Here is a 22,167-nt window from a genome sequence, read left to right as displayed (position 1 = left end):
GGCGCGGCGCGGACCGGAGTGCCCTCAACCGGAGTCCCATGAGCCGGAGTCCCCTCCGCCGGAATCCCATGAGCTTCAGTCCCGTGCGCCGGAACCGCGTGAACCGGCGTGCCCTCAGCCGGAACTGCGTGAAGCGGCGTCCCTTTCACCGGAGTCCCACGCACACTGCCGTCGCCGGCTGGGCCACCATCCCCCGCCGTGCCGCGGGCCACCGTCTCCCGGGCCGCCCCCAGGTTCCGGTCGGCGCACGTCACGCGGGCGCCCTGCGCGGCCAGAGCCAGCGCTGCCTCCCGGCCGATGCCGCTGCCGGCGCCGACCACCAGCGCGTGTTTGCCGTCCAGGCGGAACAGCCTGCTGTAGTCGGTCATGAGGTCCTCGGGCGGATGATGGCCATCCGGGTCGTGGTGAGCTCCTCGATCGCGAAGCGTGGACCTTCCCGGCCGATTCCGGAGTCCTTGACACCGCCGTACGGCATCACGTCGGACCGGAAGCCGGGCACCTCGTTGACCACCACCCCACCGACCTCGAGCCGGTCGACCGCCGAGAACGCGGTGTCGAGCGAGGACGTGAACACACTGGCATGCAGGCCGTACCTGGAGGCGTTCACCGTCTCGAACGCCGTCTCGACGTCGGGCACCGATCGAACCGCGATCACCGGCCCGAAGATCTCCTCGTCCCAGACCAACTGCCCCGACGCCACGTCCGTCAACACGGTCGGCCCGAGCAACTCGCCGTCCGTCGAGTACGCCAGCTTCGCGCCGGACGCGACCGACGCGTCGACCCACTCACGCACCCGCGCCGTCGACTTCGGATCGATCAGCGCCGACACCCGGGTCTGCGCCGACCGCGGATCGCCGACGACGACCGACGGAAGCCGCTCGGACAACTTGTCCACCAGCGCGGCGTGGACGGCCTCGACCACGATCACCCGTTGGACCGAGATGCAGGCCTGACCGGATGCGTAGTACCCGCCCCGGATGATCGCGTCGGCCGCGGCGTCGAGGTCGGCGTCGGCAGCCACGACGAGGGCCGAGTTCGACCCCAGTTCCAGCAGCACCTTGGTCGGCGCGGCGTCCCGGGCGATCTGGTGACCGACCGCGGCCGAGCCGGTGAACGACACCGCGCCGATCCGGCGATCCGTGGTCAGCACCGCGCCGACGTCGGCTCCCCCGGTCACCAGTTGTACGGCGGCCGCCGGGGCGCCGGCCTCGACCAGCGCCTCCCGCATCAGATGCACGAGCCACAACGTCGCCAGCGGAGTCTGCGGCGCCGGCTTCACGATCACCGGGCACCCGGCGGCGAGCGCCGGCGCGATCTTGTGCGACGCCAGCAGCAACGGATAGTTGAACCCGGTGATGCCGACGACCACTCCGACCGGCTTCCGCACCCAGAATCCGACCAGGCCGTCACCACTCGGCAGGAGGTCCAGCGGCACGGTCTCGCCGTGCAGCCGGGCGACCTCCTCGGCCGACGTCTCCAGGGTGAGCAGCGTCCGGTCGACCTCGACCCGGCAGTCGACCAGCGGTTTGCCGGTCTCCAGCACCAGCAGGTCGACGAACGCGTCGCGCTCCGCGGCGATCGCGGCATGCACGCTCTGCAGGGCTTTCCGGCGTACGTACGACGGCAGTCGGCCGACCGTGTCCCGGACGGCGAGCGCGTGGTCGAGGGCTTGCCGTGCCAACTCCACGTCCCCGACCGGCGCGTCGGTCACCGTCGTCCCGTCGTACGGGAAGATCACCGGCTCGGCGGACGGCGCGTCGGCCCAGGTCTCTCCGACCGGCAGTCCGGCTGGGTACCTCATCCGGGTTCTCCCTTCGCAGCGAGGAGGTCGGTGGTGGTCGCCCCGGCCAAGGCCCGGTGGAGCGTGGGAATGGCTGAGACGAGGCGTTGGGTGTAGGGGTGCTGCGGTGCGGCGTACACGTCACCGGTGAAGCCGGTCTCGACAATCTGGCCGGCGTTCATCACGGCGACCCGGTCGCACACGTGCTTGACCACGGACAGGTCGTGGGAGACGAACACCAGGGTGAGGTTCAGTTCGTCGACGAGATCGGAGATCAGGTTGAGCACCTGCGCGCGGACCGAGACGTCCAGTGCGCTGACCGGCTCGTCGGCGATCAGGATCCGCGGGCGCGGCGCGAGCGCGCGGGCGATGGAGATGCGTTGCCGCTGACCGCCGGAGAACTGGTGCGGGTACCGGTCGCCGGCGTCGGCGGACAGCCCGACGGCTTCGAGCAGTTCGCGGACGCGTGCGCCGGACGCCGGATGTCCCTGGACGACGAGCGGTTCGGCGATGATGTCGCGGACCCGCATCCGCGGGTCGAGGGAGCTCATCGGGTCCTGGAAGACGAGCTGGAGGTTCTCCCGGAGGAACCGCAGCCGCCGCTCCGGCAGCCGGGTGATGTCGGTGCCCTCGACAACGACATGGCCGGAGGTCGCGTGGTCGAGGGCCGCGATGATCCGCAGCAGCGTGGACTTGCCGCAGCCGGACTCGCCGACGATGCCGAACCGTTCGCCCTCCTTCACCTCGAGGTTCACGCCTCGCAGGGCTCGGACGACGGGCGCCGGCCGGAGCAGCGAGGTCCGCGGCCGGGTGTAGGTGCGGACGACGTCGACGACCTGAATGGCCGCAGGGGTGTCAGTCATCGACGGCCTCCGCGGGATGGTGGCAGGCGAATCCGGTCGTCTCGCTGCCGGTCCAGGGCGGCGTGGTCGCGCAGACCTCGGTCGCGTGCCGGCAGCGGGTGCGGAAGACGCAGCCGGACGGGAACTGCCCGGCGGGCGGCACGTTGCCGGGGATGGTGGTCAGGCGCCGTTGCGTGGTCTCGAGATCGGAGGCGGCGAGCAGGCCCTCGGTGTACCGGTGGCGCGGACGCGTGAACACCTCACCGACCGGGCCGGACTCGACCACGCGACCGCCGTACATGACCAGGACGCGCTCGCAGACGGTCGCGACGACGGCGAGGTCGTGGGTGATGAACAGGAGAGCGGCCGCGCGCGCGACCACGCCCTTGACGATCAGGTCGAGGACGAGGGCCTGCACGGTGACGTCCAGCGCGGTCGTCGGCTCGTCGCAGATCAACAGGGCCGGATCGTTGGCGAGGGCAAGCGCCAGGACGACCCGTTGGCGTTGGCCACCGGACAGCTGGTGTGGGTACGCGCGCAACGTGTCCGGCGGCAACTGAACCCGTTCGAGCAGCTCGACCGCCGCCGCCCGGGCCGCACCGCGGCCTGGCCGGGTCCCGTGGATGAGCATCGCTTCCGCGATCTGGTCGCCGATCCGCATCGTCGGGTTGAGCGCGGTCATCGGCTCCTGGAACACCATCGCCAACCGCCGGCCACGCACCCGCGACATCCGTCGTTCGTCCGCACCGATCAACTCGTGGTCGACGCCGGTGAGCCGCACCGACCCGGACGCCGTCACGTCCTCGGGCAACAGGCCGAGCACGCTCAGCGCGGTCAGCGACTTCCCGGAGCCGGACTCGCCGATCAGCCCGACGCGCTCGCCTGGTCCGACGGACAGATCCACGTCCGACACCAGCGTCTTGTCCCGCACGGTCACGGTCAGTCCGCGCACCGTCAGGACGTCGCTCGTCCGCACGTTCACGTCGGCCACCACGCTCATCGGCGATCCTCCAACTTCGGGTCGAACCGGTCGCGGAGCCCGTCACCGAGCAGGTTGAAACCGAGTACGGCGATCGCGATCGCCACCCCGGGGAAGATCGCCAGCCGCGGCGCGCTGAACAGGAACTCCTGGCTCTCCTGCAGCATCCGTCCCCACGACGGCGTCGGCGGCGGCGTGCCGTACCCGAGGAACGACAACGCGGCCTCGGCCAGCACCGCGATCGCGAACGACACCGACGCCTGCACGGTGATCAGGCTGGTCACGTTCGGCAGCACGTGCCGGATCGCGATCGGGAACGGCTGCCGCCCGGCCGCCCGGGCCGCGAGAACGTATTCGGTCCGCATCACCTGCAACGCACCGCTCCGGATCACCCGCGCGAAGCTCGGCACCGACGCGATGCCGATCGCGATCATCGCCGTCATCGTGCTCGCGCCGAACACCGCGCCGAACATGATCGCCAGCAGCAACGCCGGGAACGCGAGCAGCAGGTCGTTGGTCCGCATGATGATCTCGGCCGGCCACCGCCGCGCCATCGCCGCGAGGATCCCCAGCGGTACGCCGATCACCGCGGCGACCCCGACCGCGACCACGCCGACGAACAACGTGGTCCGCGACCCGACCATGATCTGGCTGAGCACGTCCCGCCCGAACTTGTCGGTCCCGAACCAGTGGTCCCAGGACGGCTGGGCGAGCCGGTTCACCGGGTCCACGAGGGTGGCGTCGTACGGCGTCCAGACGAACGAGACCAGCGCCATCACGACGATGAGCCCGACGATCAGCCCGCCGGCGACCAGGCTCGGGTTCAGCCGCCTCATCGTGATCCCACCCGCAGTCGCGGGTCAAGGGCGACGTACAGCAGGTCGACGAGGAAGTTGACCACGAGTACGGCGACCACCAGGACCATCACCACGTCCTGCACGAGCAGCAGGTCGCGGTTCGAGACACCGTCGAGGAGCAGGCTGCCGAGGCCCGGGATGACGAACACCCGCTCGACCACGACGGCGCCGATCAGCAGGGTGGCGAGCTGGAGACCGAGGACAGTCACCACCGGGACGGCGGCGTTGCGGATCCCGTGCCGCCACAGCGCCGGGAACGGCCTGAGTCCCTTCGCGCGCGCAGTACGCAGGTAGTCCTCGCGCAGTACGTCGAGCACCGCGCTCCGCACGTAGCGCGTCAGGACAGCGCCTTGCACCAGACCGAGTGACAGCGCAGGCAGGATCAACTGCCTGACGAACATGCCGGGATCCTGGGCCGGCGGCGTCCACCCGTTGGCGGGCAGCCAGCCGAGCTTCACCGCGAACAGCATGATCAGCAGGATTCCCGCGAGGAACGCCGGTACGGCGACGCCCAGCTGGGAGATCGCGGACAACGCCAGGCCCGAGACCTTCCGGTGGCGCGCGGCCATCACCGTGCCGGCCGGCGCCGCGACGACGAGGGCGATGACCATCCCGGCGAGGACCAGCCACAGCGTCACCTGGAACCGGTCGAACACCTGCGGCCCGATCTCGGCCTTCGACACGTACGACGTCCCGAAGTCGCCGCGGAGCAGTCCGCCGAGCCAGTCGAAGTACTGCGTCGGCAGCGGCCGGCCGAGACCGAACTGCCGGCGCAGTTCGGCGACCGCCTCGTCGGACGCGTTCACACCCAGCGCGACCCGGGCCGGGTCGCCCGGCAGCACCGCCATGAACGCGAACACCAGCACCGAGCTCACCACGAGACTGACCAGGAGCACGGCGGTGCGCTCGATCAGGCGGATGATCATCGGCGGTCCCTCAGGAACGGGCGAGTCGGGTCAGGTCGAAGTTCTCGGTGATCGCGTTCTGCGGCAGGCCCTTCAGGTTCTTGTCGGCGACGATCAGGTTCGGCAACAGGAAGAGCCAGTCACCGGCGGCCTGCTCGGAGATCCGCCGGGCCGCCTTCTTCATGTTGTCGATCTGCGCCGCCTCGTCACCGGCGTCGGCCGCGGCCAGGTACTGCTGCAGCGTCGGGTCGTCGTACCGGGTGTAGTACTTCGCGTTGAAGACCGCGCCCAGGTCGCGCGGCTCGACGTGCGCGATGATCGACAGGTCGTAGTCGGCGTTCTTGAACACCGTGGTCAGCCACTGCGCCGGAAACTCCTGCTGGTCGATCACGACCTTCAGCCCGGCCTGCTCCAGCTGGCTCTTCACGACCTGGCCGCACGAGATCGCGTACGGCAGCGTCGGCAGCCGCAGCCGCAGCGTCTTGCCGGCGGCACCGGAGGCCTGCAGCAACGACTTCGCCTTGGCCAGGTCGTACGGCGCGACGTTCGTCAGGTCCTCGGACCACGGGTCGGTCGGCGGGACCATGCTTCCGATCAGCTTGCCGCGACCGGCGAAACACGTGTCCAGCAAGGCCCTGTGGTCGATCGCCTGCCGGATCCCCTGCCGCGTCCGGATGTCGGAGAAGATCGGCAGCGCGTTGTTGAACGACAGCAGCACCTCGCCGTTCGTCGTTCCCTCGATCACCTGGTACTTGTCGTTGCCGGTGAACTGGCTCAGTGCCTCGGGCGCCTGGACCGTGCCGATGACGTTGATGGTCCCCGTGAGCAGCGCGTTGTTCAGCGCGGTCGGGTCCTTGAAGTACTTCAGTGTGATCTGGTTGAAGAACGGCTTCGTGCCCCAGTAGTTCTCATTGCGCTCGAACACGATCGAGTCGCCGCGGTTCCACTTGGCGAACGTGAACGGCCCGGTGCCGACCGGAGTCGTCGCGAGCGCGCTCACCCCGGTCTCGGAGAACATCGCCCCGATCCGCGTCGTCATCCGGAACAGCCAGCCGTTGCTCGGCTTGGTCAGCGTCACCTGCAACTGCGTCGGCGACAGCGCCTTCGCCTCCTGGACGACGTCCATCGCCGACTTCAGCGAGACCGTCCAGGCCGACTTGACCCGGTTGATGCTGAACACCGCGTCGGCCGCGGTGAACGGCTTGTCGTTGCTGAACTTCGCGTTGTCCACCAGGTCGAACGTGTAGGTCTTGCGGTCCGGCGAGACGGTCCACGACTTCGCCAGCGACGGCACGATCTTGCCGGACTCGTCCTGCTTGACCAGGCTCTCGTACACGTTGCCGAGCAGCGCCTGCGGGATCGCCGCACCGTCGGTGGTGGTGAAGTCCAGGCTTGCCGGCTCGGCTACCAGACCGACCGACAACGACTGATCCCCGCCGGGCGAGCTGCCGGGCGACGTACTCGAACCGGCTGAGCAGGCGGTCAGGGCCAGCAGGGCCGCGGAGGCGACGAGCGCGACCGTCCGGGTGGGCAGTGTGCCTCTGATCAACGACGACTTCACGCGAGCTCCTCCAGTGCTGCCGGCAGTTTCCTCGCCGCATTCTGGCGATCTGAACGGAGTCCGCTGAGCGGGGCCACGCCGGTCCGGCCCACTTCGCCGTTCAGCTGTGACTGGTCCGACCAGTGGACTAGGTGTCAGTGGGCCACTAGGTTTGTCGCTGCGCAAGGGTCTGTCAAGCGATGGGGGTGCGCCCAGGATGAACACCGGAACGAACGCAGGGACGGCCAAGGGGCCGCGGTTCCGGCCGGTGCAGCCCGTCCGTGCGTACCAGCGAATCGTCGAGCAGGTCGAGGAGGCGCTCGCCCGGGGCGATCTCGCGCCCGGCCAGCGGCTGCCGAGCGAGCGTGAGCTGGTCGCCCAGTTCGAGGTCAGCCGGTCGACCGTGCGCGAGGCACTGCGGGTGCTGGAGAGCAACGGCGTGGTCCGCTCCCGGCCCGGCGATCCGAACGGTCCGGAGATCCTGCCGTTCTCGCAGTCCGCGCTGCGCAAGCAGATGGTCCGGCTGGCCCGGGTGGACGAGCTGACGCTGAGCGAGCTGATCGGCTTCCGGATGATCATGGACGGCGCCGCGATCCAGGTCGCGTCCCGGCTGCGGACCCCGGAGCAGCTCGCCGAGCTCGAGCAGACCCTGGTCGCCATGCGGGCCGCGATCGACGTCGACTTCGAGGCGTTCAGCGAGGCCGACCTGGCCTTCCACGACATGATCGCCCAGATCAGCCGCAACTCGCTGATCCAGACCTGCAACGAGGTCGTCCGCGGCGTCGTCCTCAGCCTGATCTCGGACAAGGTCGCGCACGCCCGGAACAGCCGCGCGCTGATGCTCGAGTCGCTCCAGCACCACGCCGAGGTGGTCGACGCGATCCGAGCCGGCGACGGTCACGCGGCCGCCCGGATCGCCCGGCAGAACATGTACGACTACTACGCCGGCTACGTGCCCACCCCGGATCGGGACACCTTGCGCGCACTGATCGAAGACTGAGGCAACATTTCCCTGCCGCGACCGGGCTTGTCGTGGCATGCTGACGTGATCCGTTCACTGCTGTGGGGGGCACTGCGTGAGCAAACCAGCCATTGTCACCGTCGACGACGACCCGATGGTCTCGGCGGCCATCTCCCGTGACCTGCGCCGCCGGTACGGCGACGACTACCTGGTGGTCAAGGCGACCTCCGGTGCGCAGGCGCTGGCCGCCCTGACCAAACTCGCGTTGCGTAACCAGCCGATCGCGTTGATCGCGACGGACCAGCGGATGCCGGGGATGACCGGTATCGAACTGCTCGGACGTGCCCGCGAGCACGCACCGACCGCGAAGTACCTGTTGCTCACGGCGTACGCCGACACCGACGTTGCGATCAGGGCGATCAACGACATCGGGCTCGACTACTACCTGCTCAAGCCCTGGGACCCGCCGGAGGACCAGCTCTTCCCGGTGGTCGACGACCTGCTCGGGGACTGGCGGCACGCGAATCCCGAGCACACCTCCGACGTCCGCGTGGTCGGGAACCGCTGGTCCGACCGCGCGCACGACATCAAGACCTTTCTGGCCCGCAACCACGTGCCCTACCACTGGTACGACGTCGAGCGCGACGCCGAGGGGCAACGGCTGCGCGAGCTCGCCGGTGCCGCCGACGACGACCTGCCGTTGGTGCTGGTCCCCGATGGCGACACGCTCCGCTCCCCGACGACGATCGATCTGGCGTCCGCGCTCGGGCTGCGGACCCGCGCCGAGCAGCCGCTGTACGACGTCTGCATCGTCGGCGGTGGGCCGGCCGGCCTGGCCGCCGGGGTCTACGCGGCGTCGGAAGGGTTGAGCACGGTGATCGTCGAGCGGGAGGCGCCCGGCGGGCAGGCCGGGTTGAGCGCGGCGATCGAGAACTACCTCGGCTTCCCACGCGGACTCACCGGCTCGGACCTCGCGGCCCGCGCGGTCGCCCAGGCCTCGCGGTTCGGCGCCGAGATGGTGCTCGCGCGCGGAGTCGTCGGACTCGAGTCCCGCGGACCGGTGCACGCCGTGCTGCTGGAGGGTTCCGGCGAGATCGAGGCCCGCGCGGTGATCATCGCGACCGGCGTCTCCTACCGCAGTCTCGAGGTCGACGGCCTCGGCGACCTCACCGGGCGGGGCGTGTACTACGGCGCCACGGCCAGCGAGGCGAGTCAGTGCCAGGGCGACGAGGTGTACGTCGTCGGCGCCGCGAACTCGGCCGGTCAGGCGGCGCTGAACCTCGCCCGCTACGCCAAGCGCGTCGTGCTCCTGGTCCGCGGCGACACGTTGACGACCTCGATGTCGCGCTACCTGATCGACAAGATCACCTCGGCCGCCAACATCGAGGTCCGCTGCCGGACCGAGGTGGCGAGCTGCCGCGGCGACGGTCATCTGGAGGCGCTGACGCTCGCCGACCGGGCCTCCGGGCGGGTCGAGGAAGTGCCGGCGAGTTGGCTGTTCGTCTTCGTCGGCGCGTCACCGCGGACGGACTGGCTCGGCGAGTCCGTCGTCCGCGACGGCAAGGGTTTCGTGATGACCGGTCCGGAGCTGGTCGCGGCGGGTCGGTGGACGCTTCCCCGGCCGCCGTTCGCACTGGAGACGAGCCTGCCGGGCGTGTTCGCGGCCGGCGACGTCCGGCTCGACTCGATGAAACGCGTCGCGTCCGCTGTCGGCGAGGGCGCGATGTCGGTCTACCTCGTCCACCGCTACCTTGCGACCGTCTGATGACCGGGGCCCTGTGATGGACGTAGACGACCTGCGCGGGATCGCGCTCTTCGCCGGACTGACCGACGAGCAACTGGGCGAACTCGTCGACGGCAGCACCGAGGTCCGGATCGAGCCGGGCGCCGTCCTGTTCCACGAGGGCGACCCGGCCGACCACTGGTGGGTGCTGGTCGACGGCGCCATCGCGCTCCATCGCCAGATCGGCCGCGAGGACACGGTGATGGGCAAGATCGACGTGCCCGGGCGGTGGGCCGGTGGATTCCGGGCCTGGGACGAGCACGGGGTCTACCTCGCCAGCGGCCGCGGGATCGCCGAAGGCCGGGTGCTGCGGGTGCCGGCCGGCCTGCTGCGGGAGCGGATCGACGCGTGGTTCCCGCTCGCCGGGCATCTGATCAAGGGTGTGTACGGGACCGCCCGGGCGATCGAGTCGACCGCCCGGCAGCGGGACGCGCTGATCACGCTGGGCACGCTGGCTGCCGGATTGGCGCACGAGATCAACAACCCGGCCGCGGCGGCCGCTCGCTCCGTCAGCGCGCTCGACACCGCATGTACCGCGTTGTTGTCCGCCCTCGGGCGGCTTGCGGAGGGTGAGATCACGGCGGCCCAGTTCAGCGCGCTCGACGCGTTGCGGCGGGAGCTGGGCGCGGGTACGGCGGCACCGGATCCGGTCGACCTGGCCGACGCCGAGAACACCATCTCGGAGTGGCTCGACCGGCACGAGGTCGACAACGACTGGCTGATCGCGCCACCGCTCGCCGCGGCCGGCGCCTCGATCGATTGGTGTGAACGCGCCGCCGAGGTCCTCGACGACGCACTCCAGCCCGGGCTCGAGTGGGTCGCGAGCACGCTGGCGGCCGGCACGCTGCTGGGCGAGGTGAAGGAGTCCACCCGGCGGATCTCCGAGCTTGTGGCCGCGGTCCGTTCGTACTCACAGATGGATCGCGGCTCGATCCAGACGATCGACGTCACCGAGGGGATCGAGAGCACGCTGGTGATGCTCGGCCACAAGCTCCGCGACGGGATCGAGGTGGTCCGCGCGTACGGCGCCGACGTACCCCGGATCGACGCGTACGCCGGTGAGCTCAACCAGGTGTGGACGAACCTGATCGACAACGCGGTCGACGCGATGGGCGGCACCGGGACGCTACGGATCACCACCCGGACCGACGGCGACCGGATCGTGGTCGGGTTCACCGACACCGGGCCCGGCATGCCGCCCGAGGTCGTCGCGCGCGCCTTCGAGCCCTTCTACACGACCAAGGACGTCGGCAAGGGCACCGGCCTCGGTCTCGACATCGCCCAGCGCATCGTCGTCGAGCACCACGGCGGGACGATCACGATCGAGTCCCGTCCCGGCGCGACGACGCTGTCGGTGCGGCTGCCACTGCAGCCCGCGGGGTAGCCGGCCCCGCGCGGCGTCAGGTGTCGTGCTCGAGGATGCGGACCCGCGGGACCTTCAGGGCCTTGCGGGCCTTGGTGGTCCAGTCGGAGCACAGGAAGCTCGCGGCCGTCTCGGGCCAGGCGACCACCACGACCTCGTGACTCGAGGTGCTCCGGACGAGCCTGTTCAGGGCCAGCAGGATCTCGCCGTGGGTGATGGAGACGTTCACCGGGTAGCCGCTGGCCGCACGGAGCCGGCGCGAACTGTGCTCGATCACCGAGGCCAGGTCGACGTCCGGGTCGGCGAGCGTGGCCGTCGGTGTCCTGGACGGACCGGACGGCGCACTTCGGGCCGACGGGCCAGGCGCGGGGGTTCTGACAGCGGGGCCGCTCAGACCGGCGACATCCGCGAAACTCGACCCCAGCAGCGCCATCGGACCACCGAAATCGCTCTCCGGATGGCTCGACACGAGCAGGTGGTAGTCGACGGGTTCCTCGTACCTTGCGTGCAGGGCGGCAACGCGGCGCGCGTCGCCCTCGCTCATCTCCCGCTCGATGAGCACCACCACGTCATACGTCATTCGTGGCTCCCTTCGCCGTCCCTTCCGTTGTACTCCTGTACCCCGGCCAGCCAAAGCACCGGGACGCGCAGCGTCACAGAATTGTCAAAGTGCCCGCTCGGACCGGTCCGCCGCTGATCGGGGCGATCAGTGCGGAAGCGGGGCGTCCGCGTGCGCGCGGGTGTCGGGCGCCAGCGCACTCAAGAGCTGCGGTGCGTCCAGGAGGGTGTGCGCGGCAGGGTCCAGCAGCTGTGGGTGAAGCGCGTAGACCTGCGCGCCGGCACGCGGAGTGATGTCGGCCGTGAGGACCGCGGCGAAGTCGGCCTGGTTGGCAGCATCCTGGTCCCACGCCCGGTCCGGCTCGAGGCGGGCAGTGAGGCGACGGGCGAAAGCCGAGAGCTCCTCAGCAGGGTCACGGACGTAACCGACCACCGAGCCGTCCGCGCATCGGACCACGACCTCGTCGGTCCGTGCGGCGGCATGCCAGCAGCAGATCTCCCACAGGCTCACCCGGTCGCCCGCGCCGTGAACCTCCTCCAGGGTCGCCGCCATCAACGCCAGGCGACCGCCGTACTTCGCGACGTTGTGCCCGTACCCGGCCGCACTGAGGTTGACGTCGTACCAGCGCAGTTCCCTCGTCTGCAGGTCGACGCCGAACGGCAGCAGGATCTTCGCCGGGCCGGCCAGGTCGAAGCGCTCGCCGACCGCGGCCGGGTCGAACAGCCCGGCCGGCTGCCGCATCACCCCGGCGATGCCGCGCTCGAGCTCGTCGAACGGCACGTTGTCGTAGCTGAAGACCACCGGCAGCACGTACCTCCCGCCGACGCGTCGCAGCGCGCGCAGATCCAGGTCCACGAACTCCGTCGACCCGTGCGGCCCCGGCGCGGACGTGAGATCCCCCGAGTGCACGAGCGCGTCCTGGTCGAACCGCAGCCGCGTGTAGTCGCACAGCCCGACGAAACCCCACTCCTCGTCGAACACCGCGACCGACAGATCGAGATCGGCCCGTCGGCCGTCCGGCTCGACCCAGTGCAGGAACAGCCGCAGCAACTCGTCGTGCGGGAGCGGCACCGCGCTCCCCCGCGTCATCCGCAGCAACGTCGACGACGCGCCCCGCTCCGACCCTGGCGCCGCCAGCCGCGTCAGCTCCTCGTCCAGGAACACCCGCCGCAGCCGCGGCAAGACCGTTGCCCGTCGCAACATTTCCCCGACCAGTACCTCGGCCAGCGCCGACGCCGACGCGGCCGGAATCGGGTCTCGCTCGTCCACCCTGGTCCAGATCCGCGTGGTTCCGCCCCGGGGGAAGAACAGTCGCAGGTCGCCGGGCGGCGTACGGACCTGACCGAGCGCCGCCGTCAGCACGACCGGCGACACGTCCGAGACGGCGGTCGCCACCGCGCCCACCAACGCACCGTGCTGATCCAGCGGCAGCGCGCGCGCCAATCGGACCAGCCGCCGGACCAACTCGCCCGGCCGCCGGCGCAACAAATCGAGTGCGTGCGCGGGTCGGGTCTCGAGCGCGGCCTCGACCCGGGACGCGAACGTGCTCGTCGTCAGCCGCCGGCCGTCGATCCGCACGAACGGATGCCCCGCGGCCTCCGCCGCGATCGCCTGGCCGGCGGCACTGCGCAGGTCGAGCTCGCTCCGACGCAGCACGGCGAACGCCAGCGCGGCCCGCGGCGCGCGGGTGGCGAACTCGAAGGGGTGCAGGTTCTCCGCGATCCGCTTCCAGGCCTGCTCGTGCCGGAGCATGTCCTCGAGCAGCGTCTCGGCCGGCAGCCGGTCGAGCCGCGCCAGCACCAGCCGCCGAGTTGCCCGGGGCAACGACTTTTGGCGGACCGGCGGAGTCCGCAGTCCGGGATCCGCGTCCATCAGCGCGTAGAGCAGTCGCAACACGTCGGTCGCCGTACCGGCGCGGTCGATCAGCTGTGGGTGGTCGCCGACGAAGTGCGCGAGGACCAGGGCGCGCGTCTCCCGGACCGGGATGTCGTCGGGCAGCCAGGACGGGTCGGCGCCGGTCAGCAGCACCTTCAGGTCGGCCCGATCCGCGGCCGGCAACGGCGAGCGTCGTACCAGCAGAGCCTCTACCGTGGACCGCACGGCGTCGGCCGGCGCGAGGGTGAGCAGGCGCAGACGATCGGAACGCACGTGCGCGGGCCGCACCTCGTCGAACGACGGCTTCAGGAAAGGGTCGTTCGGATCGATCCGGCGCAGGCACAGAGGACAGGCGCTGAAGTCGGAGCCGTCCCAGCACGTCCGGCAGACCAGGTGTGCACACGGCGAGACGGCGTGCACCGCCGCGGCGTCGCCGCAGAGCACACACGGCTGGTCGGGCTCCTGCAGCAACCGCGCGAAGACCCTGTTGACGTAGAAGGTCTCCGTGTTGCCCGGCACGCTCTCCGGGAAGCCGCGGAACAACGGCACATGCTGCTGGTCGTCAGCGGACTCGGCGTCGAGAAGGTCGAGCATGGCCCGGCCGAAGCCGGCGAGCGCGGGCGCGGACAGGCCCGAGCAATACCTGTACAGCCCGACCGAGAGCAGCAATCCCCGCTGGACCAGGTCGGCCTGCAACGCGGACAGCCCGGACTGGATGGTGAGCGGCCGCCGCAGCCACTGCCAAGCGGACCGTCGCACCGGCGGAGTCAGTGCTGCCGGGTCGACCAGACGCCGGCGGCGCATCAGTACGGCTGCCTGCGCGTGCTGATCCGGCATCGCGTCTCCTCCCCGGCTCGTGGACGAACACGCCAGGGGCGGAGAGCGGACGCGCTACGTGGCCTGGTGAAGGAGAAGGAAGCACGTCCAGGAGCCGCCCCTGGCACCGAGAACGCTACCGGGGGGCACCGACAATTCCGGACGGGACAGGCCCAGACATGAAAGAGCTCCGGTACCAGGGTCGGGGCCGCCCCGCCCAGACCCCGGTACCAGAGATCTCCAGAGTAGAACGTTCACCCAAATCGAGAACCACCGGGTTCACGATGTGGCACTGATGCGCCGCGAACAAACCCTTGAACCAGGCCGGATCCGGCGCAGGGAAACCCTTCCGGTTACAGGCAGGAGGTGTCAGGGCACGGAATGTGGTTAGGGTCTAGGCATGGAGGGTGGGGTGATCGAACGTGCCCGCTGGCGCGACGTGTTCGGGCATGCGGAGTTCAGGGCGCTGTTCCTCGCCGGCGTGCTGTCCGTCGCGGGTGACCAGCTGGCCCGCGTGGCGCTGTCGGTGCTCGTCTTCGACCGCACCAACTCGGCCGGGCTGACCGCCCTCACCTACGCGCTGACCTACGTGCCCGACCTGTTGTTCGGGCCGTTGCTGGCCGGGTTCGCCGATCGCTACCCGCGCCGTACTGTGATGATCGTCACGGACGTCGCCCGCGCCGTTCTCGTTGCGGCGATGGCGATCGAGGCCTTGCCGCTCCTGGTCGTCATCCTGCTTCTGCTCGCGTTGCAGGCGTTCGGGTCGCCGTTCAACGCCGCACGGGCCGCGACGCTGCCCGCCGTACTGCCGGGTGATCACTACGTGCTGGGCAAGGCCGCGAACGACATGGTCGTGCAGTTCAGCCAGGTGCTCGGCTTCGGCACCGGTGGCGTGGTGGTGGTCGCGGTAGGTACGTCGGGCGGCCTGCTGCTCGACTCCGCCACCTTCCTCCTGTCCGCAGCGCTCATAGCCTTCGGCGTACAGCAGCGCCCGGTGCCGGCTCGTGACACCGACAAGCCCCGGGGCAGCTACTTCAAGGACCTCGCCGCCGGCTTCTCACTGGTCGTGCGTACGCCGAAACTGCGCACTCTGGTCATCCTGGCGACGATCGCCGGGTTCTACGTGACCGTGGAGGGCCTGGCGGTCCCGTACGCCCATGAGATCGGCGGCGGACCTGAAGCCGCCGGACTCCTGCTGGCCGCGAGCCCGGCCGGAGCGGTCGCGGGCATGTGGCTGATCACCTTGTGGTCGCCGGACGCGCGGATGCGTCTCCTCGGGCCGCTGGCCGTGCTGGCCTGTGTCCCGCTCATCGTCTGCTTCCTGGCGCCGGGGCTGCTCCCGACCGTCGCACTGTGGACGGTGTCCGGCATGGCGTCGGCGTACCACCTGCCGACCAGCGCCGCCTTCGTCCAGGCCGTCCCGGACTCCCAGCGGGGCCAGGCGTTCGGCGTCGCGAGCACCGCGCTGAAGAGCAGTCAGGGCATCGGCATCCTGCTGGCCGGACTGATCGCCGACCAGTCCTCGCCGTCCGTCGCGGTGGGCGTCATGGGCACCGCGGGAGCCGTCGCGGCCCTGGCGGCGGGCGCCGCGTGGTCACGCGCCCGCCGGGCCGGGACCGGCCCTCCGGAAACGAAGGACCGGTGAGCGTCCGGAGATTCAGGGAATATCTCCGGACGGACTCCGTAAAATGTCGGTTAAGAATTTCGGCAATGTCCGTCAGGTCACCACTCGTTACCGGTGGTGAACGACTCGTTACCAGAACCGCCCGGACGGCGGAACCACTCGTTGCCACTCTGCGTGAACCACTCGTTGCCGCCGTGGAACCACTCGTTCCCACCGTGCAGCCACTCGTTCCCGCCGCCGGTGAACCACTCGTTGCCGCCGTGGAACCACTCGTTGCCGGTGCTGATCTTCGACATGGTGCTGATCCTTCCTTCGCCATCGTCCGATGGATTTATGCGGGGCCCGGGGATGACCTCGCGTGAACGGGCAGTTACTATTACGGAATAACCGCTCAGGTCTATCCGTGTGAGGCCACCATGATTCTGATCGGTCGGAGCAATTGGGTGCTACCCCGCCGCTGGAAGCTCTGGTCGTTGCCGCGTCCTGCGCTGAGCTACGTGCTCGGCGTCGACGCTGTCGCAGTCATCATCACCGCCCTGGCTCTGGCCTCGACGGTCTCCGGCGCCCGAACCGGCGTCAGGCCGACCGAGTGGGTCGCCTTCGCGGTACTGGCGGCCGCCTCGGTGCTTCACCTGGAGTCTGCCCGCGGAATCGAGCGCCGACGCGAGATGGCGGCGAACACTTCGCCGTACACCAACCTGAAGAGCCTCTGGGTCTTCGCCGGCCTGCTGCTGCTCCCGCTGAGCCTGGTGGTCGCCCTGATCGTCGTCTCGTACGGGTACTCCTGGATCCGCGTCTACGGACGGACGATCGCCCACCGCAAGGTGTTCTCGGCCAGCACGTTCATCCTGGCCAGCGCTGCGGCCGCCGGCGTACTACGTGGTGGCGGACTGCTGACCGAGCCGCGCGTGCCGACCGGTCCGTGGACGCTCCTGGTCGTGCTGGGCGCGGCCGCGACCTGGTGGCTGGTGAACTTCGCGCTGGTGATCGGCGCGATCCTGCTGTCCTCCCCCGACGCCACGGCCCGGGGTGCGCTGGGCGACCTCGCCGATCAGTTGGTCGTGGTGGCCGGCCTCGGTCTCGGTGTGGCGGTCGCCGCGCTGCAGGCGTCGTACCCGTGGGTGGTACCGATCCTGATGGTCACGGTGCTCACGCTGCACCGGGACCTGCTGCTGCCGCAGTACCAGCGGGCCGCCGGGACGGACGTGAAGACCGGACTGGCCACGCCGGCGTACTGGGCGAGCGCAGTACCGGCCGAGCTGGCTCGCGCGGAGACGCTGCGAAGCTCGGTCGGGCTGCTGATGCTGGACCTGGACAAGTTCAAGGAGATCAACGACACCTACGGCCACCCGGCCGGGGACCAGGCGTTGCGTGCGGTCGGTGAGAGCGTGCGTGCGGAGGTCCGGCAGGGCGATCTGGTCGCACGGGTCGGTGGAGACGAGCTGGCCGTGCTGCTGCCTGGTGCCTCGGAGGCTGAGGTGCTGGAGGTCGCCGAGCGGATCCGGGACCGGCTCAGCACGTTGAGCGTGTCCGTGGACACGGCCACGGAGTCGACCGCGGTCATCACCGGTGTGCCGGCGTCGTTCGGCGCGGCGGTGTACCCGGATGTCGCGGACACCATGGACCAGTTGGTGCTGGCGGCCGACAACGCCCTGCTCAGCGCGAAGCGGGACGGGCGCAACCGGATCGTCGCGGCCCGCCCGAACCCGCCTGCCGTCACCGAGCACACCGAGCAGCCGGTCGGCGACTAGCCGACCCGGATCAGCGCCTTGCCGAGCAGCGTGCGTTGCTCCAGGGCGGTGTGCGCGTCGGCCACGTGATCGAGGTCGTAGACGCGGTCCACCACCGGCTCGAGGTCCCCGGCGACCGCTCGGGCGATGACGTCGGCGCCCGTGATCGTCGTCGTGGTCGTGTCGGCTCTGAGGTCGTCGATGCTCTGCACAGTGATCCCGCGCCGCCGCGCCTCGTCGGCGTCGTACGCCGCGAAGCCGCCGCTCGGGGCACCGTGGGCGGAGAACCAGCCGCCGTCGCGGACGACGGTGAACGCGGTCGCGCCGAGCTCGCCGCCGGCGCCGTCGAGGACGATGTCGGCGCCTCGACCGTTCGTTGCCTCGAGCACCCGCTTCTCCCAGCCCGGCTCGGAGTAGTCGATCACGACGTCCGCGCGCCCTGTGCCTTGCTGAGGTCGAGTTTCGCCTGCCCACGCGCTACCGCGACGACGTGTGCGCCCGCCCGGTGCGCGAGCTGGACCAGCAGCAGGCCCATGCCGCCCGCGGAGGCGGTGACGAGCACCTCCTTGCCCCGCATCGGCGGAGCGAGGGCCTCCAGCATGAGGGCGGTGAAACCGTCGCCGAACACCGCGATCGCCGTCTCGAGGTTCAGCTCCGGCGGGACCTCGACCAGGGTGGCGACGGCGGCGCGGGCGAGCTCGGCGTGAGCGCCGAAGCCGGTCGCGCGACCGGCCACGGTCTTGCCGACCCAGTCCGGTGACACCTGTTCGCCGACCGCACGGACGGTCCCGGCGAGTGTGCCGCCCGGAACGTACGGCGGTCGCACGGCGAAGTACTCGCCGTGGTGGCCCTTGCGGATCGCCGTCTCGACGAAGATGACGTCGGCGACGGCGACCTCGACCAGGACCTCACCGGCGGCCGGCTCAGGGTCGGGCCAGTCCTGGGTCCTGATCACTTCGGCGGCACCGAACTCCGTCACCACTGCTGCACGCATATCTGCTCCTTCACGGTTCTCGGGAGCTTCGAGACTGCAACCTCAACTTGTGTTGAGGTCAACTCGGGCGTTGTCCACAGGGGCTTGGCGACCGGCGGGAATCTGTCGGCGGTCCGGCGTACTGTGCAGGGCATGTTCGACGCCGTCTTCGTCCCCGCCGACCCGCCGCGCGCGGGCCGGCTGGCGTTGTACGGCGACCTCGCGGCGGCCGGCGAGGTCGCCGACTGGACGGTGGATCTCGTGCTGCCCAAGGGTTCCCAGGTTCGGCGAACGACGGTGCCGGCGCGATCGCTGAGTGTCTCGCAGGTGCTCGACCGGCTGGGCTCGCCAGCGGGCTCCGACAGCTGGGAGGCGTGGCGCGCGGCCGCGCTCGCCGGCTTGTCGCTGATCGCGCGGGGGCGCGTGGTGCCCGATCGCAGCCCGAGCGGGTACGGCGCGTGGCGGGTGGCGCCGCTGGATCCGCTGGATCGCGGCTGGTTGAGGAACCTCGGGGCAGCGATGTCGCCGTACGCCCATGCGCTGCCGATCGAGGGCACGCGACCGGTGCGGCTGGTCGACCCGGAGCAGTTGGTGCGGGCCTTCTGGGACGCGATCGCGGACACGATCGTGCGGACGGAGGCGGCGGCGGTCGCCGTGCGGGCGGGCGCGGCCGCGTTCGCGGCGATCGAGCCGGTCGAGCTGACCGGGCCGACGGCCTGGCTGGACGAGACGGCGCAGAGCGAGGAGGCCGGTGCGCGGTTGGTGCTGCGGATCGAGCCTCCGGAGGACGAGTCTGACTTCAGGGCGGTCCTGCAGTTGCGCAGCGGTGTCGATCCGAGCCTGCTCGTGGACGTCGAGGACGTGTGGAGCGCCCCGGCCGCCGTGCTGTCCGCGCTGGGCGAGCGCGCGGAGACCGACCTGCTGCTGGCCCTGCGGCGTGGGGCCCGGGTGTGGCCGCCGCTGGGTGCCGCGTTGCGGGATGCGGCGCCTGCCGAGGTCGGCGTCGACGACACGGCGCTCGAGGAGCTGGCCGAGGGCAGTTCGGCGCTGGAGGGCGCCGGGATCGAGGTGCTGTGGCCAACCGAGCTGTTCGCAGGTGAGCTGGCTGTGCGCGGGACGGTCGCGACGCCGACGCCCGGAGCGGTGACCGGGCCGGACTTCAATCTGAACGAACTGGTGGCCTTCCGCTGGCGGCCGACGCTCGACGGGCAGGAGCTGACCGAGCAGGAGGTCGCGGCGCTCGCGGAGGCCAAGCGGCCGATGATCCGGATGCGTGGGCGCTGGGTGCGCGTCGACCAGGATCTCGTCCGGAAGTTGCGCCGCGGCGACTCGCGGAAGCTGACCGGCGCGGAGGCGCTCGGTGCGGCACTGACCGGGACCATCGAGGTCGACGGTGAGCTCGTCGCCTTCGACGCGAACGGCTCCCTGGCGTCGATGCTCGCACGGCTGCGATCGGCCGAGGAACCTGCTCCGTTCACCGATCCGCCCGGGCTGCACGCGACGCTGCGCGACTACCAGCGGCGTGGTGTCGCCTGGATGGCGCAGTTGGCCGATCTCGGGTTGGGTGGGTGTCTCGCCGACGATATGGGGCTGGGCAAGACGATCCAGGTGATCGCGTTGCATCTCCGGCTGCTGGGGCGCGGCCCGACACTGGTCGTCTGCCCGTCGACCCTGCTCGGGACGTGGGAGCGGGAGTTCGCCCGCTTCGCCCCGGACGTGCCGACGCGGCGGTATCACGGTGCCGGGCGGAGCCTCGCCGAGCTCACCCCGGACAAGGTCGTCCTGACCACGTACGGCGTGGTGCGGCAGGACCATCGACTGCTCGGCGAGGTGTTCTGGGGTCTCGCGGTCGCGGACGAGGCACAGCACGCGAAGAACCCGTTGTCCCGGACGGCGCGCGCCCTGAGGACGTTGCCTTCGGCAACCAGGATCGCACTGACCGGGACGCCGGTGGAGAACCGGTTGTCCGAGCTGTGGTCGATCCTGGACTGGGCGGCGCCCGGGTTGCTGGGGACGCTGGACCGGTTCCGGCACGACGTCGCCGTACCGGTGGAGCGGTTCCACGACGAGGAGGCGACCGCTCGGCTCGCGCGGGTGACCCGGCCGTTCCTGCTCCGGCGGCGGAAGAGCGACCCCGGGATCGCGCCGGAGCTGCCGCGGAAGACCGAGCACGACGTCGTCGTACCGCTGACCGTGGAGCAGGCCACGCTGTACCAGGCCGTGGCCCGGGAGACGCTCGCGAAGATCGAGGGGGCCGAGGGGATCGCGCGGCGCGGGCTGGTGCTGAGCCTGCTGACGCAGTTGAAGCAGGTGTGCAACCATCCGGCGCAGTTCCTGCACGAGCCGGGTCCCCTGGAGAGACGCTCCGGCAAGCTGGCCGCGCTGGACGAACTGCTCGACGTGATCCTGGCCGAGGGCGAGTCGGTCCTGATCTTCAGCCAGTACGTCGAGATGTGCCGGTTGATCGAGGCGCATCTCGAGGCGCGGCGGATCAGGTCGCTGTTCCTGCACGGCGGGATCGGAGTGCGGAAGCGGGAACAGTTGGTCGCGGAGTTCCAGGGCGGCGAGGCTCAGGTGTTCCTGCTGTCGTTGAAGGCGGGCGGGGTCGGGTTGACACTCACGCGTGCGACCCATGTCGTGCACTACGACCGGTGGTGGAACCCGGCGGTCGAGGACCAGGCGACCGACCGCGCGTACCGCATCGGCCAGGACCGTCCGGTCCAGGTGCATCGACTGGTCACGGAGAACACGCTGGAGGACCGGATCTCCACGGTGATCGCGAGCAAGCGGGATCTGGCCGATGCGGTCGTCGGCTCTGGCGAGGCTTGGCTGAGCGAGCTGTCCGATGCTGACCTGACCGAGCTGGTCGAGCTGTCGGCCACGCCGGCGAAATCTGGTTCGGCGAGTGCTTACAACCCCTCCGCGGTCGGCCGGAGTCCCGTGGCGGGCGGTGAATCCGATGAATGAGCGGGTGCCGTGGCAGGGGTGGCGGCGCAAGGGTGAGGATGCCGGGCTCCCGGCGGCCAAGGGGCCTGGGAGCCGGCGGCCCTTCGGTGCGACGTGGTGGGGGCGGGCGTGGCTGGAGGCGCTGGAGCAGCGTGCCCGGCTGGATCCGAACCGGTTGTCGCGCGGGCGATCGTACGCGCGTCGCGGGAGTGTGCTGGACCTGACGGTTTCACCTGGTGAGGTCGAGGCCTTCGTCCAGGGCAGCCGGGTGACGCCGTACCAGGTGACGGTCCGGATCCGCGCCTTCACGACCGCCGAGTGGGACGCCGTGCTCGACGTGGTCTCCGCCCAGATCGGCCGGGTCGCCGCTCTCCTCGACGGCGAACTGCCCCCCGAGGTCGTCGACGACGTGCACGCCGCCGGCCTCGATCTCCTGCCCGGTGCCGGCGAAGTCCTCACCAACTGCAGCTGCCCAGACTTCGCCGTTCCCTGCAAGCACTCCGCCGCCGTCTGCTACCTGATCGCCGACGCCCTCGACGACGACCCCTTCGCCCTCCTACTCCTCCGCGGCCGCCCCCGCGACGACCTCCTGACCGCCCTACGCTCGCGCCGCTCCACAACCACCGCCCCCACC

General features: G+C 70.5%; 19 protein-coding genes. 7 read left to right on the top strand and 12 right to left on the bottom strand.

The window, feature by feature from the left end:
• The 7 genes from E1218_RS37455 to E1218_RS25645 all read right to left on the bottom strand — a co-directional run.
• The coding region (locus tag E1218_RS37455; RefSeq protein WP_233712467.1) for an SDR family NAD(P)-dependent oxidoreductase at positions 1-368 on the bottom strand (368 nt) is incomplete at its 3' end.
• A complete protein-coding gene (locus tag E1218_RS25670) occupies positions 365-1,801 on the bottom strand; it encodes an aldehyde dehydrogenase family protein (RefSeq protein WP_132324484.1) in 1,437 nt (478 codons plus the stop codon). The genes E1218_RS25670 and E1218_RS37455, both read right to left, overlap by 4 nt.
• The gene (locus E1218_RS25665) at positions 1,798-2,643 is read right to left on the bottom strand and encodes an ATP-binding cassette domain-containing protein (protein ID WP_132324482.1); all 846 of its coding nucleotides are present in this window, start codon (positions 2,641-2,643) and stop codon (positions 1,798-1,800) included. Before E1218_RS25665 ends, E1218_RS25670 begins: the two co-directional genes overlap by 4 nt.
• A complete protein-coding gene (locus tag E1218_RS25660; protein WP_132324480.1) occupies positions 2,636-3,622 on the bottom strand; it encodes an ABC transporter ATP-binding protein in 987 nt (328 codons plus the stop codon). Before E1218_RS25660 ends, E1218_RS25665 begins: the two co-directional genes overlap by 8 nt.
• Positions 3,619-4,437: an ABC transporter permease gene (locus E1218_RS25655; RefSeq protein WP_132324478.1), complete on the bottom strand. Its 819-nt coding sequence runs from the start codon at positions 4,435-4,437 to the stop codon at positions 3,619-3,621. The genes E1218_RS25660 and E1218_RS25655 overlap by 4 nt, the downstream gene beginning before the upstream one ends.
• Positions 4,434-5,384: an ABC transporter permease gene (locus tag E1218_RS25650; protein WP_132324476.1), complete on the bottom strand. Its 951-nt coding sequence runs from the start codon at positions 5,382-5,384 to the stop codon at positions 4,434-4,436. Before E1218_RS25650 ends, E1218_RS25655 begins: the two co-directional genes overlap by 4 nt.
• A 10-nt stretch (positions 5,385-5,394) precedes the next feature.
• The gene (locus E1218_RS25645) at positions 5,395-6,924 is read right to left on the bottom strand and encodes an ABC transporter substrate-binding protein (RefSeq protein ID WP_233712466.1); all 1,530 of its coding nucleotides are present in this window, start codon (positions 6,922-6,924) and stop codon (positions 5,395-5,397) included.
• A 196-nt stretch (positions 6,925-7,120) separates the two neighbouring features.
• Here E1218_RS25645 and E1218_RS25640 point away from each other — a divergent pair, with 196 nt between their 5' ends.
• The 3 genes from E1218_RS25640 (at position 7,121) to E1218_RS25630 (ending at position 11,031) form a co-directional block, all read left to right on the top strand.
• Positions 7,121-7,903, top strand: a complete 783-nt coding sequence (locus E1218_RS25640) for a FadR/GntR family transcriptional regulator (protein WP_132324474.1) — start codon at positions 7,121-7,123, stop codon at positions 7,901-7,903.
• A gap of 76 nt (positions 7,904-7,979) precedes the next feature.
• Positions 7,980-9,629, top strand: a complete 1,650-nt coding sequence (locus E1218_RS25635) for an FAD-dependent oxidoreductase (RefSeq protein ID WP_132324472.1) — start codon at positions 7,980-7,982, stop codon at positions 9,627-9,629.
• A 16-nt stretch (positions 9,630-9,645) separates the two neighbouring features.
• On the top strand, positions 9,646-11,031 hold the full coding sequence (locus E1218_RS25630; RefSeq protein ID WP_132324470.1) for a sensor histidine kinase: 1,386 nt from the start codon (positions 9,646-9,648) through the stop codon (positions 11,029-11,031).
• Positions 11,032-11,047: 16 nt separating this feature from the next.
• Here E1218_RS25630 and E1218_RS25625 read toward each other — a convergent pair whose 3' ends face one another.
• Positions 11,048-11,590, bottom strand: a complete 543-nt coding sequence (locus tag E1218_RS25625; RefSeq protein ID WP_132324468.1) for a hypothetical protein — start codon at positions 11,588-11,590, stop codon at positions 11,048-11,050.
• Between the two features lie 126 nt (positions 11,591-11,716).
• Complete coding sequence (locus E1218_RS25620; RefSeq protein ID WP_132324466.1) at positions 11,717-14,281, bottom strand: MXAN_6230/SCO0854 family RING domain-containing protein; 2,565 nt, start codon at positions 14,279-14,281, stop codon at positions 11,717-11,719.
• 391 nt (positions 14,282-14,672) lie between these two features.
• Here E1218_RS25620 and E1218_RS25615 point away from each other — a divergent pair, with 391 nt between their 5' ends.
• Positions 14,673-15,905 (top strand): MFS transporter, encoded by a 1,233-nt coding sequence (locus E1218_RS25615; RefSeq protein WP_233712465.1) that lies wholly within the window; start codon positions 14,673-14,675, stop codon positions 15,903-15,905.
• Between the two features lie 77 nt (positions 15,906-15,982).
• Here E1218_RS25615 and E1218_RS36235 read toward each other — a convergent pair whose 3' ends face one another.
• Positions 15,983-16,180, bottom strand: coding sequence for a DEAD/DEAH box helicase (locus tag E1218_RS36235; protein WP_165949419.1), 198 nt, complete (start codon positions 16,178-16,180; stop codon positions 15,983-15,985).
• A gap of 120 nt (positions 16,181-16,300) precedes the next feature.
• Here E1218_RS36235 and E1218_RS25605 point away from each other — a divergent pair, with 120 nt between their 5' ends.
• Entirely contained in the window at positions 16,301-17,635 is a 1,335-nt protein-coding gene (locus E1218_RS25605; protein ID WP_132324460.1) for a GGDEF domain-containing protein, read from the top strand.
• Here the strand turns inward: E1218_RS25605 and E1218_RS37450 are convergent.
• Both E1218_RS37450 and E1218_RS37445 read right to left on the bottom strand, forming a co-directional pair.
• A complete protein-coding gene (locus tag E1218_RS37450) occupies positions 17,632-18,039 on the bottom strand; it encodes a zinc-binding dehydrogenase (protein WP_233712464.1) in 408 nt (135 codons plus the stop codon). The genes E1218_RS25605 and E1218_RS37450 overlap by 4 nt on opposite strands.
• On the bottom strand, positions 18,036-18,608 hold the full coding sequence (locus tag E1218_RS37445) for an alcohol dehydrogenase catalytic domain-containing protein (protein ID WP_233712463.1): 573 nt from the start codon (positions 18,606-18,608) through the stop codon (positions 18,036-18,038). Before E1218_RS37445 ends, E1218_RS37450 begins: the two co-directional genes overlap by 4 nt.
• Positions 18,609-18,740: 132 nt before the next feature.
• On the opposite strand from E1218_RS37445, the gene E1218_RS25595 reads away from it, so the two are divergent.
• Both E1218_RS25595 and E1218_RS25590 read left to right on the top strand, forming a co-directional pair.
• Complete coding sequence (locus tag E1218_RS25595; protein WP_132324458.1) at positions 18,741-21,554, top strand: DEAD/DEAH box helicase; 2,814 nt, start codon at positions 18,741-18,743, stop codon at positions 21,552-21,554.
• The coding region (locus tag E1218_RS25590; protein ID WP_202866183.1) for an SWIM zinc finger family protein at positions 21,547-22,167 on the top strand (621 nt) is incomplete at its 3' end. The genes E1218_RS25595 and E1218_RS25590, both read left to right, overlap by 8 nt.

The sequence above is a fragment of the Kribbella turkmenica genome (assembly GCF_004348725.1).
In the GTDB taxonomy this organism is placed as follows: Bacteria; Actinomycetota; Actinomycetes; order Propionibacteriales; family Kribbellaceae; genus Kribbella; species Kribbella turkmenica.
This window is presented reverse-complemented; position numbering and strand designations above follow the sequence as displayed.

Coding starts and splice junctions, on each gene's coding strand:
- E1218_RS36235 (WP_165949419.1), bottom strand. CDS start 16,180: ATGTCGAAGATCAGCACCGGCAACGAGTGGTTCCACGGCGGCAACGAG.
- E1218_RS25625 (WP_132324468.1), bottom strand. CDS start 11,590: ATGACGTATGACGTGGTGGTGCTCATCGAGCGGGAGATGAGCGAGGGC.
- E1218_RS25595 (WP_132324458.1), top strand. CDS start 18,741: ATGTTCGACGCCGTCTTCGTCCCCGCCGACCCGCCGCGCGCGGGCCGG.
- E1218_RS25630 (WP_132324470.1), top strand. CDS start 9,646: ATGGACGTAGACGACCTGCGCGGGATCGCGCTCTTCGCCGGACTGACC.
- E1218_RS25670 (WP_132324484.1), bottom strand. CDS start 1,801: ATGAGGTACCCAGCCGGACTGCCGGTCGGAGAGACCTGGGCCGACGCG.
- E1218_RS25620 (WP_132324466.1), bottom strand. CDS start 14,281: ATGCCGGATCAGCACGCGCAGGCAGCCGTACTGATGCGCCGCCGGCGT.
- E1218_RS25650 (WP_132324476.1), bottom strand. CDS start 5,384: ATGATCATCCGCCTGATCGAGCGCACCGCCGTGCTCCTGGTCAGTCTC.
- E1218_RS25660 (WP_132324480.1), bottom strand. CDS start 3,622: ATGAGCGTGGTGGCCGACGTGAACGTGCGGACGAGCGACGTCCTGACG.
- E1218_RS25605 (WP_132324460.1), top strand. CDS start 16,301: ATGATTCTGATCGGTCGGAGCAATTGGGTGCTACCCCGCCGCTGGAAG.
- E1218_RS25665 (WP_132324482.1), bottom strand. CDS start 2,643: ATGACTGACACCCCTGCGGCCATTCAGGTCGTCGACGTCGTCCGCACC.
- E1218_RS25640 (WP_132324474.1), top strand. CDS start 7,121: ATGAACACCGGAACGAACGCAGGGACGGCCAAGGGGCCGCGGTTCCGG.
- E1218_RS25655 (WP_132324478.1), bottom strand. CDS start 4,437: ATGAGGCGGCTGAACCCGAGCCTGGTCGCCGGCGGGCTGATCGTCGGG.
- E1218_RS37445 (WP_233712463.1), bottom strand. CDS start 18,608: ATGCGTGCAGCAGTGGTGACGGAGTTCGGTGCCGCCGAAGTGATCAGG.